Origin of the sequence: Streptomyces sp. RG80, from assembly GCF_040446465.1 — a bacterium.
Classification (GTDB): Bacteria; Actinomycetota; Actinomycetes; order Streptomycetales; family Streptomycetaceae; genus Streptomyces.
In genome coordinates this window covers 126,029-141,047 of the sequence record NZ_JBEAAJ010000004.1, presented here as the reverse complement: position 1 = coordinate 141,047, position 15,019 = coordinate 126,029, and the positions used below count along the sequence as shown (strand labels likewise).

General features: G+C 68.3%; 12 protein-coding genes and 1 pseudogene. 8 read left to right on the top strand and 5 right to left on the bottom strand.

Features of this window, described 5'->3' with window-relative positions; translation table 11 throughout:
- Positions 1 to 52 precede the first annotated feature (52 nt).
- From ABKA17_RS14710 to ABKA17_RS14700, 3 genes are all read left to right on the top strand, one after another.
- A complete protein-coding gene (locus tag ABKA17_RS14710) occupies positions 53 to 265 on the top strand; it encodes a DUF5326 family protein (RefSeq protein WP_190071059.1) in 213 nt (70 codons plus the stop codon).
- Between the two features lie 277 nt (positions 266 to 542).
- Positions 543 to 1,460, top strand: coding sequence for an IclR family transcriptional regulator (locus ABKA17_RS14705; RefSeq protein ID WP_502994231.1), 918 nt, complete (start codon positions 543 to 545; stop codon positions 1,458 to 1,460).
- A gap of 99 nt (positions 1,461 to 1,559) precedes the next feature.
- Positions 1,560 to 1,997, top strand: a complete 438-nt coding sequence (locus ABKA17_RS14700) for an SsgA family sporulation/cell division regulator (RefSeq protein WP_353692480.1) — start codon at positions 1,560 to 1,562, stop codon at positions 1,995 to 1,997.
- 129 nt (positions 1,998 to 2,126) lie between these two features.
- Here ABKA17_RS14700 and ABKA17_RS14695 read toward each other — a convergent pair whose 3' ends face one another.
- Positions 2,127 to 3,875 (bottom strand): YibE/F family protein, encoded by a 1,749-nt coding sequence (locus tag ABKA17_RS14695; protein WP_353692479.1) that lies wholly within the window; start codon positions 3,873 to 3,875, stop codon positions 2,127 to 2,129.
- A 253-nt stretch (positions 3,876 to 4,128) separates the two neighbouring features.
- Between ABKA17_RS14695 and thiC the strand changes: the two genes are divergently transcribed.
- Together thiC and ABKA17_RS14685 are read left to right on the top strand one after the other, a co-directional pair.
- On the top strand, positions 4,129 to 5,952 hold the full coding sequence (gene thiC, locus ABKA17_RS14690; protein ID WP_353692478.1) for a phosphomethylpyrimidine synthase ThiC: 1,824 nt from the start codon (positions 4,129 to 4,131) through the stop codon (positions 5,950 to 5,952).
- 90 nt (positions 5,953 to 6,042) lie between these two features.
- Complete coding sequence (locus ABKA17_RS14685; RefSeq protein ID WP_353692477.1) at positions 6,043 to 7,065, top strand: hypothetical protein; 1,023 nt, start codon at positions 6,043 to 6,045, stop codon at positions 7,063 to 7,065.
- An 89-nt stretch (positions 7,066 to 7,154) separates the two neighbouring features.
- Here ABKA17_RS14685 and ABKA17_RS14680 read toward each other — a convergent pair whose 3' ends face one another.
- From ABKA17_RS14680 to ABKA17_RS14670, 3 genes are all read right to left on the bottom strand, one after another.
- Complete coding sequence (locus tag ABKA17_RS14680) at positions 7,155 to 8,018, bottom strand: hypothetical protein (RefSeq protein ID WP_353692476.1); 864 nt, start codon at positions 8,016 to 8,018, stop codon at positions 7,155 to 7,157.
- 193 nt (positions 8,019 to 8,211) lie between these two features.
- Positions 8,212 to 9,288, bottom strand: a complete 1,077-nt coding sequence (locus ABKA17_RS14675) for a metallophosphoesterase (RefSeq protein WP_353692475.1) — start codon at positions 9,286 to 9,288, stop codon at positions 8,212 to 8,214.
- A 201-nt stretch (positions 9,289 to 9,489) separates the two neighbouring features.
- Positions 9,490 to 10,602 (bottom strand): LacI family DNA-binding transcriptional regulator, encoded by a 1,113-nt coding sequence (locus tag ABKA17_RS14670; RefSeq protein ID WP_353692474.1) that lies wholly within the window; start codon positions 10,600 to 10,602, stop codon positions 9,490 to 9,492.
- Between the two features lie 397 nt (positions 10,603 to 10,999).
- Here ABKA17_RS14670 and hisC point away from each other — a divergent pair, with 397 nt between their 5' ends.
- The gene (gene hisC, locus ABKA17_RS14665) at positions 11,000 to 12,079 is read left to right on the top strand and encodes a histidinol-phosphate transaminase (protein ID WP_353692473.1); all 1,080 of its coding nucleotides are present in this window, start codon (positions 11,000 to 11,002) and stop codon (positions 12,077 to 12,079) included.
- Between the two features lie 12 nt (positions 12,080 to 12,091).
- Here hisC and ABKA17_RS14660 read toward each other — a convergent pair.
- Positions 12,092 to 12,229 (bottom strand): annotated as a pseudogene (locus ABKA17_RS14660) (cyclophilin-like family protein); the annotation flags it as partial.
- 173 nt (positions 12,230 to 12,402) lie between these two features.
- Here ABKA17_RS14660 and ABKA17_RS14655 point away from each other — a divergent pair.
- The gene (locus ABKA17_RS14655; protein WP_353692472.1) at positions 12,403 to 13,917 is read left to right on the top strand and encodes a cytochrome ubiquinol oxidase subunit I; all 1,515 of its coding nucleotides are present in this window, start codon (positions 12,403 to 12,405) and stop codon (positions 13,915 to 13,917) included.
- Positions 13,918 to 13,935: 18 nt separating this feature from the next.
- On the top strand, positions 13,936 to 14,943 hold the full coding sequence (gene cydB / locus ABKA17_RS14650; RefSeq protein ID WP_353692471.1) for a cytochrome d ubiquinol oxidase subunit II: 1,008 nt from the start codon (positions 13,936 to 13,938) through the stop codon (positions 14,941 to 14,943).
- The last annotated feature ends 76 nt before the right edge of the window (positions 14,944 to 15,019 follow it).

Here is a 15,019-nt window from a genome sequence, read left to right as displayed (position 1 = left end):
TCTTCGACCGGACCCGGCACGAGCGACGGGCGGAGAGGTAAGGACGAGAGCAATGGGAGAGATCTTCGCGGGACTGCCCTGGTGGGTGAAGTGGATCGCGGTGCCGGTCATCGCCCTGGTCGTGTTCGGCGGGCTGATAGCCAGCGTCGTCGGCTTCGTCATCGGACTGCTCTTCAAGCTGCTGGTCTTCGTGGCCCTGGTCGGCGGACTGATCTACGTGGTGCGGAAGTTCATGTCGAGCTCCTCGTCGCGCAGCGACTGGTGACACCCAGCGACCGGTGAAACCTAGCCACCGGTGAGACCCAGTGACCGGTGACACCCAGCCACTGGTGACACCTGCGGCAACGGCGAGTGGCACCGCTGATCGGTAACAGGAATCATCGGTTCCCTCGGGCGAGGGAAGTTTCGGTACAGGCCGAGTGCGAGCGTCGGTGGACGGTTAAAGTCCGGAATTCGACGCGGGGACGATCCCCCGTGAGCGGCGCACACCCCCTCCCGTGTCCCCCCGCACGGGCGGCCCCCTCGCCCTTCGGGAGTGACCCTTGGCCACGGTTGACACCGCACCCGCAGAAAGCCTCACGGCACCGGTCCGGGCCGCCGTTCCGTCGCCGGAGCACCGCCTCCGGCCGCCGGAGCAGCCCGCACGCGCGAGCCGGCCCCGACCGGGGACACCCCCGGCACCGGCGCCGGCCGATCCACCGGAACCGCCGCACTCCACGACCCTCATCGGCTCCGTCCAGCGCGCGATGCGGCTGCTGGAGTCCGTCGCCGGGCACGAGCACGGCGCCCCCGCCAAACAACTGGCCCGGGAGACCGGCCTCGCCCTGCCGACGGCCTACCACCTGCTGCGCACCCTGGTCCACGAGGGCTATCTACGCCGGGACAAAGGCCTGTTCTTCCTCGGCGAGGCGGCCGAGCGGCTGAGCAGCAGCGGAGCGCAGCAGAAACGTCGCAGCACGGTCGCCGAGGCACTGGCCCACTGGCGCGACGCCATCGGCGTACCCGTGTACTACGCCCTCTACCGCGACGGCGAGATCGAGGTCATGTGCGTCTCCGACACCCCCGGCAACCCGGCGGTGGAGGAGTGGGCCGACTTCCGCGAGACCGCGCACGCGCACGCCATCGGGCAGTGCCTGCTCGCCCAACTGGACGAGGAGGACCGCCGCGACCACCTCGACCGCTACCCCGTACAGGCCATCACCCCGTACACCGTGCGGGACGGTCACACGCTGCTACGGCGGCTGGAACGGGTGCGGCGCATGGAGCCCGTGTTCGAACGGCAGGAGTACGCGCTGGGGACCGTCTGCGCGGCGATCCCCATCACGGTGGGCACCACCGCGGGGACGATGGCCATCTCCCTGCCCGCCCACCAGGCCGACCGACTGCCCGAGGCCACCCGTCAGCTCCAGAGCGAGGTCGGGCGCCTTCTCGGGTCGCTCGCGATCTCTATCAGTATCTGAAAACTCACTCCTTGTGATCTCCCGTGTACTTTCAGCAAACTTCCACCACAGTCAAAGGGATCATTCCCGGCCAGTCGACGGCAGATGACGGGGTAGACGATGGGTGAGTCCGTACAGGCAGAAGTCATGATGAGCTTTCTCGTCTCCGACGAGCTCGCCTTCCGTATCCCGGTGGAGCTGCGCTACGAGACCTGCGATCCCTACGCCGTCCGGCTCACCTTCCATCTGCCCGGAGACGCGCCGGTGACCTGGGCGTTCGGGCGGGAGCTGCTGATCGACGGGGTGGGCCGGCCGTGCGGGGACGGGGATGTGCGGATCGCGCCGGCCGAGGCGGAGACGCTGGGTGACGTCCTGATCCGCCTTCAGGTGGGTGCCGACCAGGCACTGTTCCGCTCCTCGGCGGCGCCGCTCATCGCCTTCCTCGACCGCACCGACAAGCTGGTGCCACTGGGTCAGGAGGGGGCGCTCGCCGACTTCGACGCCCACCTCGATCAGGCCCTGGACCGGATTCTGGCGGAGGAGCAGAGCGCGGGCTGAAGCGTTACGGCACCGAGGGGGGCGTAACGCTTCAGCGCGGGCGTGGGGCCCGCGCAGGAACGCTTCTCCTTCGGCGGGGCCCGGGGGTGCCGGAAAGGCGCCGGGCGTGCTCCTTGTGGCGGGCGGGGGTCAGCGCTTGCGCCGGCGCCCCCGACCGCCTCTCACGACCGGAATCGGCTGGGTGCCCGCCGAGCCCGGCCGGGTTCCTGCCGGAGTCGGTTCGCCGCCCGCCGGGGCGGTCGGAGCGGCACCGGGTCCCGGCCGGTCGGCCGAGACCACCAGTGCCGCCAGAGCCGTCGTGACCGGCACGGACGCGACCAGGCCGATCGAGCCGACCAGCGTGCGCACGATCTCCTCCGCGACCAGCTCGCTGTTGGCGACCGTCCCCACACTGCTCTGTGCGATGGAGAAGAGCAGCAGGAGGGGAAGCGCGGCGCCCGCGTAGGCGAGGACGAGCGTGTTGACGACGGACGCGATGTGGTCACGGCCGATGCGGATGCCCGCGCGGTACAGGTCGCGCCAGCCCATCGAGGGGTTGGCCTCATGCAGTTCCCAGACAGCCGACGTCTGGGTGACCGTCACATCGTCGAGGACACCGAGCGAGCCGATGATGACGCCGGCGAGCAGCAGACCGCTCATGTCGATGTCCGGATACAGACCATGGATCAGCCCGGTGTTGTCGTCCGTGTTGCCGGTGAGCGCGGCCCAGCCGATGAACAGCGAGCCGAGGATGCCGATCAGCAGCAGTGAGATCAGCGTGCCGAGCACCGCGACGGAGGTTCTGGCGGACAGCCCGTGACACAGATACAGGGCGATCAGCATGATGGCGCTCGCCCCGACCACGGCCACGACCAGCGGGTTCGAGCCCTGCAGGATCGCGGGCAGGATGAAGAAGTTCAGGATCAGGAAGCTGATGGCCAGCGCGACCAGCGCCATGAGGCCCCGCAACCGCCCGACGACCACGACGGCGAGTGCGAAGATGCCGGCGAGCAACCCCATGGGGAGCCTGCGGTTCACATCGGTGACCGAGTACTGGAGATCCTTGGGCGCGGACGGCTCGTACGCGACCACGACCTTCTCGCCCTGGTGCAGCTGCCGTGACTGGTCCGGCTGCACGATCTCCGTGAACGTACGGCCTTTGTCCTTGCCGGTGTCGACGCGGATCGTGGCCTTCTTGCACTCGCCGTCCGCCTGCTGCTGGGCGGAGGAACCCTCGGCGGTGGAGGTGTCGCCGGTCGGGGTCTCGCCCGAGGCGTTCACCGACTTGCAGCTCACGTTCACGACCTCGGTGACCGTGGCCTGCTGGGTCTGCCGGTCGAAGCCGACGCCGGTGCGCTCGTGGCCCGGTGCACCCCCGGGCCACAGCACGGCGAGACCGACGATCACGGCGACACCGAACGGGATGAGGATCGCCGCGATGACCTTGCGCAGGTGCTTGGAGACGGGGGCCGCGGGGCCGTGACTGTGGCTGTGCGAGTGCCCGTGCCCGCCGCCGGAGCCCCGCCCACCGCCACCGTGACCGTCATCGCCGGAACCAGAACCGGAACCGGGGCCGTGCCCATGCCCATGCCCGTGATCATGCCCAGGTCCGCCCCCGGCGCCGTGCTCGTGCCCGCCACCGTCACCGAGCCCCCGCTCGGACCGGCCGCCGGAGCCAGGCCCCTGCCCGAACCCACCACGACCACCGCCACCGCCACCGGCCCCGAACCAGTCGCCGGAGTCGGAACTCGAGTCGGAACCGGAGCCGGAGCCGTACCCGGAGTTGTAGCCGGGCCCCTGGCCGCCCCCGGGTCTCGGGCCGTTGCCGGGCCCGTTTCCGGAACCGGGCCTGCGAGGCGGCTCGGGCGGTGGGTACGGGGGCTGAAGTGTCGTGGTCACCGACCGATCATCGCAAGAACGACAGGGGCCCCCTGTTCACCGCGCCCGAATTGACGCTAGCGTGGGGGCACCTTTGTACACGCGGGAGCTCGGAGCACCGGGCTGAGAGGGCGCTGACCTCCGTCCCAGCGATGTTTCACGTGGAACGTCGTCACAAGCGAGTGACGTTGCACACGAAACGTCGGCAGACGGAAGCCGCTGCGTCGACCGCCGAACCTGTTACCGGGTAATGCCGGCGTAGGGAGTAGGTCTCATGACCATCAAGGACGCACGCACGCCTGCCTTCAGCCAGGACGAAGCGCCCATTCAGGGCGAGACATCCGCTGAGGCCGGGAAGTCCATCGGCTGGCACAAGGGGTACGTCGAGGGCTCGCGCCCCGATCTGCGGGTGCCGGTCCGTCAGGTGCACCTCACCAACGGGAAGTCGGTCACGCTGTACGACACATCGGGGCCGTACACCGATCCGCTGGTCGATACCGACGTTCGCCGGGGCCTGGTCCCGCTGCGGGAGAACTGGATCATCGCTCGCGGTGACACCGAGGAGTACGCGGGTCGTCCCGTCCGTCCCGAGGACGACGGCATCAAGCACACCTCGCCGCGCGGCGGCAACCTGCGCAACCTCGACGCGGTCTTCCCGGGGCGGCCCCGGCTGCCGCGCCGTAGCCGCGACGGCGCAGCGGTCACTCAGCTCGCGTACGCCCGCCGCGGTGAGATCACGCCGGAGATGGAGTACGTGGCCCTTCGGGAGAACGTGTCCCCCGAGGTCGTCCGGGAGGAGATCGCGGCCGGTCGCGCGGTCCTGCCGGCCAATGTCAACCACCCGGAGATCGAGCCGATGATCATCGGCAAGCGGTTCCTGGTGAAGGTCAACGCCAACATCGGCAACTCCGCGGTCACCTCCTCCATCGAGGAGGAGGTCGAGAAGATGACCTGGGCGACTCGCTGGGGCGCCGACACGGTCATGGACCTCTCCACGGGCCGCAACATCCACACGACCCGCGAGTGGGTGCTGCGCAACTCCCCCGTCCCCATCGGCACGGTGCCGCTCTACCAGGCGCTGGAGAAGGTCGACGGCCGCGCCGAGGAGCTGACCTGGGAGATCTACAAGGACACGGTCATCGAGCAGGCCGAGCAGGGCGTGGACTACATGACGGTCCACGCGGGCGTCCGCCTGCCGTACGTACCGCTGACGGCCAACCGCAAGACGGGCATCGTCTCGCGCGGCGGCTCGATCATGGCGGCCTGGTGCCTGGCGCACCACAAGGAGAGCTTCCTCTACGAGAACTTCGAGGAACTCTGCGAGATCCTCGCCACCTACGACGTCACGTACTCGCTCGGCGACGGCCTGCGCCCGGGCTCGATCGCGGACGCCAACGACGAGGCGCAGTTCGCGGAGTTGAGGACGCTCGGGGAACTCAACACGATCGCCAAGCGTTTCAACGTACAGACCATGATCGAGGGCCCGGGACACGTCCCGATGCACAAGATCAAGGAGAACATCGACCTTCAGCAGGAGATCTGCGAGGAGGCTCCGTTCTACACGCTCGGCCCGCTGACCACGGACGTCGCTCCGGCGTACGACCACATCACCTCGGGCATTGGCGCCGCGATGATCGCGTGGTGGGGCACTGCGATGCTCTGCTACGTCACGCCCAAGGAGCACTTGGGCCTGCCCAACCGTGACGACGTGAAGACCGGCGTCATCACCTACAAGATCGCGGCCCATGCGGCGGACCTCGCCAAGGGACACCCTGGCGCACAGGAGTGGGACGACGCACTGTCGGACGCCCGCTTCGAGTTCCGCTGGGAGGACCAGTTCAACCTGGCCCTCGACCCCGACACGGCCCGCGAGTTCCACGACGAGACACTGCCGGCCGAGCCGGCGAAGACGGCTCACTTCTGCTCGATGTGCGGGCCGAAGTTCTGCTCGATGAAGATCAGCCAAAGCATCACCAAGCAGTTCGGCGGTACGGCGGCTGCGGGGGCGACGGCCGAAGAGGTCGCCGAGGGGATGCTGCAGAAGTCGAAGGAGTTCGCGGCCAGCGGGAACCGTGTGTACCTGCCCCTGGCGGACTGACGTCCGTAGATCGGCGCTGTCCCGGAGGGCGGGGGCCTTCGGGACAGCGCCATCGTGCGTTCGGGGATGAGATGAGGGGGTGGCGGAGTCTTGATCGATCTGATGGTGGCGGCTGAAGTGCAGTCGCTGGTGTGGGACGGCGATGATCTGGTCGACGTGGTGGGTGGTGGCCGCCGATGGGGTCCTGATGGTGTGGAGCAGCCTGCCTCGGTCAGCCATGGATTTCCCTTCGACCGGAGCGTCGTCTCCCCGTCCGGTCGCTACTCCGTCGTCTATGCCGAGCGCGGTACCAAGGCGCTCCTGCTCGATGGCGATGGGCCCGTCCGTGAGCTGAACCGCAGCTATTACCAAGCTGATGTCTTCGACTATCCGGTGGCACTCGGGGCGTTGGAGGACGGCCGCGAGGTTCTGGTGCACTGCCTGGACGAATACAACGTCCTTGAGATCGAGGACGCCGAGTCGGGAGAACGGCTCACCAGTGGAGAACGTGATCCGAAGGACGTGTTCCACTCTCGGCTGGAGGTGAGCCCGGGCGGGACACACCTGCTGTCGGCCGGCTGGCTCTGGCATCCGTACGGGGTCGTCGAAGTCTTCGACCTGGCCGGTGCGTTGACGGATCCTGCCGTGCTCGACGGCCGTGGCGTGCTGCCCTCGAACCCGGGCATCGACGCGGAGGTCGTCTCGGCCTGCTGGCTCGATGCCGACCGCCTGGCCGTGGCGACGGGGGAGGAGTTTGTCGACGACGAGGAGACGCCTGCCCTGGGCTCACGGCAGTTGGGTGTGTGGTCGCTCTCCGAGAGCCGGTGGATCCATCGCAGCACGGTCGATTTCTGCATCGGGACGCTGATCCCGCGGGGCGACTCGGTCGTCTCGCTGTACGGGCATCCGCGGCTGATCGACGTCACGACGGGCGACGTGGTCGCGGAATGGCCCACCGTGGAGGTGCCCCGGAGAGAGGGCAGCTACGGGGTCACACACATTCCGACGCCCGTTGCCGCAGTGCACCCGGATGGCACGCGCCTGGCCATAGCCCAGCCGGAGGGCATCGCGATCATCGCGCTTCCGGAAAGGGGCGAATCGCCATCGCCCACTCAGGGCCGAAGCCGTCCTTGATGGAGATCTCGGCGCCGTCCTGCGCCGGACAACCGGCTTGCGCGCCCCCGAGAGCGGGTTTCCCCGTGGCGAGGGGCGCAAGCCGGGGGTTACTCCGGCTGGTGTTCCGGGCCGCCGAAGTCCGGGCTGGTGTAGTCCGGGCTGCTGAAGCTGGGCCGGGGGCCGGAGGAACCGTCGTCCGGGCTGCTGAAGCCCGGGCGGTCGTAGCCGAGGTGCGGCATACGGCTGGGCGCCGGCGGTGCCGTGCGGTGCAGGGCGGCCGCCGTGCCGGGGTCGGCCAGCGCGTCCCGCAGGAAGGGCAGGACGCCCCGCTCCAGCAGGGCCTCGCGCCAGGCTTCCCGGGCCCGGGAGACCTCTCCGCTCAGCTCGCCGTACGGCCCGGTGTCGAGCGAGGGCCGGTTGCGCAGGGCGGTGAGCAGGAGACCGACCGCGGCGACCAGGATCGCGATCGCGGTCACCGCGCCGAACACCCAACCGGTGGTCAGCATGGTCTGGGCGAACGCCTGTTCGGGGTCGAGCATCTTCAGGATGTACCCCACGAGCAGGAAGATCGCCGCAGCGGTTCCGGCGAGGACGGGAGCCAGGACCGCGACGACGGCGACGGCGCCCGCGCCGGCGGTCTCGGCGACCTCTCCCATGGTGGCGGCGAGCCCCACCGTGCCCGAGCCGGACTCCGCGGAGCCGGTCTCTCGGACGGACGTCGGGGTGGACGGCGCCGGCTGGCGCAGTTCCTCGCGGACCTTCACGTAGTGCTGGTACTCGGTCGCCGCGGCCGCCGTGATGATCGCGGTGGCGTTGAGCGCCATGGTGCGCAGCTGTTCGGGATTGAGCCGTTGTCCCACCGCGGCCAGTTCCGGGCGGTGTGGGGCGGAGCGCAGCGCCTCATCGAGGATCCGCTCGTATTCCTGGCGGTCCTCGCTCAGCAGGTGCTGCGGAACGCTGTTCATGTGCATCCCCCGATGCTCCGTAGGGCTTGGGGCTCGCATGACTGTGAGCCGTCGGGCAGAAACGGAGGGGAGCCTGCTACGGATAAGCCGATGGTAGAGCGGTGACGGCACACGGTGACAGGGGGTTTCCAGAAATTGGGCCCTGGCCTGCGCCGTTTCTGCTCAGTCCGACATGGGGGATCGTCTGCCCCGTGAACGTTCAGATATCCAGGGGAAGTTGCTGGACCAGCAGCTTTCCGGCCATGGTCACACCGCCGTCCATCGCGATGGCCAGCCCTTCGGCGTAGACGTGCGGTCCCTCGACCAGCGGACCCGACTGGTCCTCCCCGTCCTCGGAGCCGACCTCGCCCAGCAGATAGGGGATCGGGCTGTGCCCGTGAACGATCCGGGTGCCGCCGTACGTATCGAGCAGGGAGCGCACATGGTCGGCGCCGCCCTCGTCGCGGAAGGAGAAGCGCTTGGTGAACTTGCGGAACAGATCCCAGACCTCGTCCGCGTCGTTGCGCGTGATCGTCTCGCGGACGGTGTCGTTGACCGCCTCGATCGAGTCGCCGTAGTCGAGGTAGGCGGTGGTGTCGGAGTGGACCAGCAGATGCCCGTCGACCTCCTCCATGGCGTCGAGGCGCGCCATCCACTGGAGGTGGTGGTCCTGGAGACGGTCCATGTCGGTCTTCTGCCCGCCGTTGAGCAGCCAGGCCGCCTGGAAGGTGGCGGTGCCCGCGCCGGAGTTGACGGGGGTGTCGGCGAACCGCTTGGCGCCGAGCAGCAGCAGCTCGTGGTTGCCCATGAGGGCCTTGCAGTAGCCGCCGGCCGCGGCCGCCTCCGCGGACAGCCGCATCACGAGGTCGATCACGCCGATGCCGTCCGGCCCGCGGTCGGTGAAGTCGCCGAGGAACCACAGCCGGGCGGTGCCCGCGCACCAGTTGCCCGCGGAGTCGATGAGGCCCTTCTCCTGAAGGGCCGCCACCAGCTCGTCGAGATAGCCGTGCACGTCACCGACGACGAACAGCGCGCCGGGCCCGTCGACGGAGGCGGCCTGCGGGACCGCCGCGGGATCGACGATCACCTGAAGCGTGTCACCCCGGTTGACGACCGGCAGGCTGCGCTCGGTGGGCGTGTACCCCTCGGGGTAGTCGGCCTCGTGCGGCGGTACGACGTCGCCGGGGTGCGCGCTGTGGCCGTACGGACCGGTCTCGTGGACATACGCGGGCACCCGGAAGTCGCGCAACGTCGCCGTCCGCTCCGCCTCGGGTCCCTGACCGGCCCCCTGAGTCATCAGACCCCTCCACCATCACGCCGCATCTGCACCGCTTCGGACTGCCTGGTCGCAGCGGCCCGCGGTGTCGTGGGCCCATCATAGGAATGCGGATCGCGCCGTGTGATGACCCAGGGGTGGTGAATCGGAGCAAGACTCCTGTTCACCGCGGCTTTCGCCCCGATTGGGCAGGGCTTCTGCCGTCTGCTGACGGCCCCCGTTCTACTCCTCCTCGGGTGATCGGGGCGGGCTGACGGTCGTACGGGGTGCCCGGCGCTGGGAGGAGGTGCGCACGATCAGCTCCGTCGGTATCACCTGCTCGACCGGTTGGTCCGATTCGACACCCTCGATGGCGTCGATGAGGAGCTGGACCACGGCCGTACCGATGCGTCGCGGCTTCAGGGAGAGCGTGGTGATGGGCGGTTCGGTGCTGGCGTACACGGTGGACTCGGAGCAGCAGACCAGAAGCAGGTCCTCCGGTACGCGCAGTCCGTAGCGGCGGGCCGCGGCGAGCAGGTCGGTGCCGTTCGGGTCGAACAGTCCGTAGACCGCGTCGGGCCGGTCGGGCCGGGCGAGCAGCCGGTCGGCGGCGACGGCGCCCGCACACGGATCGTGCGCCGGGTAGCTCTCGTACACCGGATCCTGGCCGACCCGCTCGCACCAGCGCAGATACGCCGTGGTCGACAGATGGGTGTACGTGTCCGTCGACGTCCCCGTCAGCAGACCGATGCGGCGGGCGCCGGCGTCGGCCAGATGGTCGAGGATGCCCAGTACGGCGGCCTCGTGGTCGTTGTCGACCCACGCGGTGACCGGCAGCGCGCCGGCCGGGCGGCCGTCGGAGACGACCGGTAGCCCCTGCCGGACCAGTTCGCTGACCACCGGGTCCTGGTCGGACGGGTCGATGACGACCGTCCCGTCCAGGGCCACGTTCGACCACACGTCGTGGCGCGAGGTGGCGGGCAGGATGACGAGTGCGTAGCCGCGCGCGAGCGCGGCCGAGGTGGCGGCCCGGGCCATCTCGGCGAAGTACGCGAACTCCGTGAAGGTGAAAGGTTCATCCCCGTATGTCGTCACGGTCAGGCCGATGAGGCCCGACTTGCCGGTACGGAGGGTTCGGGCCGCGGCCGAGGGGCGATAGCCCAGTCGGTCGGCGACTTCGCGGACATGGCGTCGGGTGGCATCCGGGAGCCTGCCCTTGCCGTTGAGGGCATCGGAGACGGTTGTGATGGAGACTCCGGCGGCGGCGGCGACGTCTCTGATGCCCGCCCGACCCGGCCGGCTGCCTCGACGTGAGGTTTCCGCGCGGCTCACCTGGTGCTTCCCTGCTGCTGTCATGGCGAGCCGATAGTAGGGCTCAGGCGGTGGGGTAGGGCGGACGCATATGCACGCGTTGACAGACACGTTTCTGCATGGTCATAGCCCATCAATCTCCTTTGAATGAAAGGGAGTTGAACGATCCAATGGCACTACGTGACTTGTCGACGCGCATGGGCCTGCCAAGTCGCCGATGTTTCGAAGAGGTCTCAACTCACCTTCACGGGGGATGCGCGCCACGGCGCGAGCCACCGGCGCGTAGATATATGTGAGCGCGCCCTGTGATTCGTCTGTCTTCGTACGGTGATGCCCCTGATGCCAGTGGGACAGATGAGGTCACGCCCCACCGGTTCGCACAGACGCCCAATCCTCATAAGGTGAGGAGTATTGGAAGCCGGTGGTCATGAGGAGGACTGCGGTGAGCGAGACGAGCCCCAAGCTGCGCGCCGAGCTGGAGGGTATCCCCACCTACAAGCCGGGGAAGCCGGCGGCGGCCGACGGCCCGGTCGCCTACAAGTTGTCCTCCAACGAGAACCCCTATCCGCCGTTGCCGGGGGTGATGGAGAGCGTCACGGCCGCGGCCTCGTCCTTCAACCGCTACCCGGACATGGCCTGCACAGGCCTGATGAACGAGCTGTCGGACCGCTTCGGCGTCCCGCTCTCCCATCTGGCCACGGGCACCGGTTCGGTCGGCGTCGCCCAGCAGCTCGTCCAGGCGACCTCGGGTCCGGGCGACGAGGTCATCTACGCCTGGCGTTCGTTCGAGGCGTACCCGATCATCACGCAGATCAGCGGGGCGACCTCGGTCCGGGTGCCGCTGACGCCGGGCGATGTGCACGACCTGGACGCGATGGCGGACGCCATCACCGACCGGACCCGGCTGATCTTCGTCTGCAACCCGAACAACCCGACCGGCACCGTGGTGAAGCGCGCTGAGCTCGAGCGCTTCCTCGACCGGGTGCCGAGTGACGTACTCGTGGTGCTGGACGAGGCGTACCGCGAGTTCATCCGGGACGCCGAGGTGCCGGACGGCGTGGAGCTGTACCGCGACCGGCCCAACGTCTGCGTGCTGCGGACCTTCTCCAAGGCGTACGGCCTCGCCGGTCTCCGCGTCGGCTTCGCGATCGCCCATGAGCCGGTGGCGGCGGCGCTGCGCAAGACCGCGGTGCCCTTCGGTGTGAGCCAGCTCGCGCAGGACGCCGCGGTCGCCTCGCTGCGTGCCGAGGACGAACTGCTCGGCCGGGTCGGCTCGTTGGTGTGTGAGCGCAACCGGGTGGTCGAGGGGCTGCGCGCTCAGGGCTGGACGGTGCCCGAGACCCAGGCCAACTTCGTGTGGCTGCGGCTGGGGGAGCGCACGGTCGACTTCGCTGCGGCGTGCGACCAGCACGGTGTGGTGGTCCGGCCGTTCGCCGGCGAGGGCGTCCGGGTCACGATCGGGGAGACCGAGGCGAACGACATCTTCCTGAAGGTGACGGAAGGCTTCCGTAAGGAGCTCTGAAGCCGCTGCACGGCTCGCGAGGCGACGCTCGTCGCCTCGCGAGATCGGTGCGAGGCCGTAGGGGAGGGCGAGAGCGTCCCCGTCGGTCCAGTAGGCCATGGTGCCGGGCTCCACCACCTGCCGGGCGTCGGTTTCACGTGAAACCGAGACGGGTTGACGTGACCCAGGAGACACGACCCCCCTGTCGTTTGCCGAAAACCAGTACGTCATACTGGGCTTGTGAATGTGAACGCGTTCACAAGCGTGTCCCGGTTGCTCCACTGATGTGTGTGACGTAAGGGGCAAACCGCCGCTGTACCACGGCACGTAAGGAGACTGACGACGTGGACCTGGCTCTGGCGCCGGAGACACTGGCGCGATGGCAGTTCGGTATCACCACCGTCTACCACTTCCTCTTCGTCCCTCTGACGATCTCGCTGGCCGCCCTCACCGCCGGCCTCCAGACGGCTTGGGTGCGTACGGAGAAGGAGAAGTACCTCAGGGCGACGAAGTTCTGGGGCAAGCTCTTCCTGATCAACATCGCGATGGGTGTGGTCACCGGCATCGTGCAGGAGTTCCAGTTCGGCATGAACTGGTCCGACTACTCGCGCTTCGTCGGTGACGTGTTCGGCGCCCCGCTCGCCTTCGAGGCTCTGATCGCCTTCTTCTTCGAGTCGACGTTCATCGGCCTGTGGATCTTCGGCTGGGACAAGCTGCCGAAGAAGATCCACCTGGCCTGCATCTGGATGGTGTCGATCGGCACGATCCTGTCGGCGTACTTCATCCTCGCGGCCAACTCGTGGATGCAGCACCCGGTCGGCTACCGGATCAACGAGGCGAAGGGGCGGGCCGAGCTCACCGACTTCTGGCTGGTCCTGACCCAGAACACCGCGCTCGCCCAGGCCTTCCACACCCTGTCCGCCGCGTTCCTGACCGGCGGTGCGTTCATGGTCGGCATCTCCGCCTTCCATCTGCTGCGCAAGAAGCACATCAGCGACATGAAGACCTCGCTGCGGCTCGGCCTGGTCACCGTCGTCATCGGCGGGATGCTCACCGCGATCAGCGGCGACACCCTCGGCAAGATCATGTACGAGCAGCAGCCGATGAAGATGGCCGCGGCCGAGGCGCTGTGGGACGGCGAGAAGCCGGCGCCCTTCTCGGTCTTCGCCGTCGGCGACGTCGACAAGGGCCACAACAGGGTCGCCATAGAGATCCCGGGTCTGCTGTCCTTCCTGGCCAAGGACGACTTCACCTCGTACGTCCCGGGCATCAACGACATCAACAAGGCCGAGCAGGAGAAGTACGGGCCCGGCGACTACCGGCCCAACATCCCCGTCGCCTACTGGGGCTTCCGCTGGATGATCGGCTTCGGCATGACGTCCTTCGCGATCGGCCTGCTCGGGCTCTGGCTGACCCGCAAGAAGTTCCTGCTGCCGCAGGCGCTGAGGGTCGCCGACGACGAGGTGCCGCATCTCGTGCTGCTTCCCCAGGGCAAGAAGCCTCTCGGCCCGAAGCTCACCACGTGGTACTGGCGGATCGCCGTCCTCACCATGGGCTTCCCGCTGATCGCCAACTCCTGGGGCTGGATCTTCACCGAGATGGGCCGCCAGCCGTGGGTCGTCTATGGCGTCCTGCGGACCCGGGACGCGGTCTCCCCCGGCGTCTCCCAGGGCGAGGTCCTCACCTCGATGATCGTCTTCACCAGCCTGTACGCCATCCTCGCCGTCGTCGAGGTCAAGCTGCTCGCGAAGTACATCAAGGCCGGCCCGCCCGAGCTCACCGAGGCCGACCTCAACCCGCCCACGAAGATCGGCGGCGACTCGCGTGACGCCGACAAGCCGATGGCTTTCTCGTACTAGGCAGAGGGGGATCGAGTCATGGAACTTCACGACGTCTGGTTCGTGCTCATCGCCGTCCTGTGGACCGGCTACTTCTTCCTGGAGGGCTTCGACTTCGGAGTCGGCGTCCTCACCAAGCTGCTGGCCCGGAACCGGCCCGAGAAGCGGGTGCTGATCAACACCATCGGCCCGGTCTGGGACGGCAACGAGGTCTGGCTGCTCTCGGCGGGCGGCGCGACCTTCGCCGCCTTCCCCGAGTGGTACGCCACGCTCTTCTCCGGCTTCTATCTGCCGCTGCTCCTCATCCTGGTCTGCCTGATCGTCCGCGGTGTCGCCTTCGAGTACCGGGTGAAGCGGCCTGAGGAGAACTGGCAGCGCAACTGGGAGACCGCGATCTTCTGGACCTCGCTGCTCCCGGCGTTCCTGTGGGGCGTGGCCTTCGGCAACATCGTGCACGGCGTGAAGATCGACCAGAACTTCGAGTATGTCGGCAACGTCTGGGACCTGCTCAACCCGTACGCCCTGCTCGGCGGGGTGGTGACGCTGACGCTGTTCACTTTCCACGGAGCGGTGTTCACGGCACTCAAGACCGTCGGGGAGATCCGGGAGCGGGCGCGGAAACTGGCGCTCCGGGTCGGACTCGTGGCGGCCACGGCGGCGCTTGTGTTCCTGCTGTGGACGCAGGTCGAGAGCGGTGACGGCAAGAGCCTGGTCGCCATGGTGGTGGCGGTCGCGGCCCTGGTCGTGGCGCTGGTGGCCAATCAGGCCGGGCGTGAGGGCTGGTCGTTCGCGCTCTCGGGCCTCACCATCGCGGCCGCCGTGGCGATGCTCTTCCTGACGCTCTTCCCGAACGTCATGCCGTCCTCGCTCAACGAGGACTGGAGCCTCACGGTCACCAACGCCTCGTCGAGCCCGTACACCTTGAAGATCATGACCTGGTGTGCGGTGATCGCCACGCCGGTCGTGATGCTCTACCAGGGCTGGACCTACTGGGTGTTCCGCAAGCGGATCGGTACCCAGCACATCGCGGCGGATGTCGCGCACTGAGTCTGCGGTGGGGCATGTTTCACGTGAAACATGCCCCTTGACCCCTACTGAGAAGCTTGGCCCCTGCTGAGAAGAG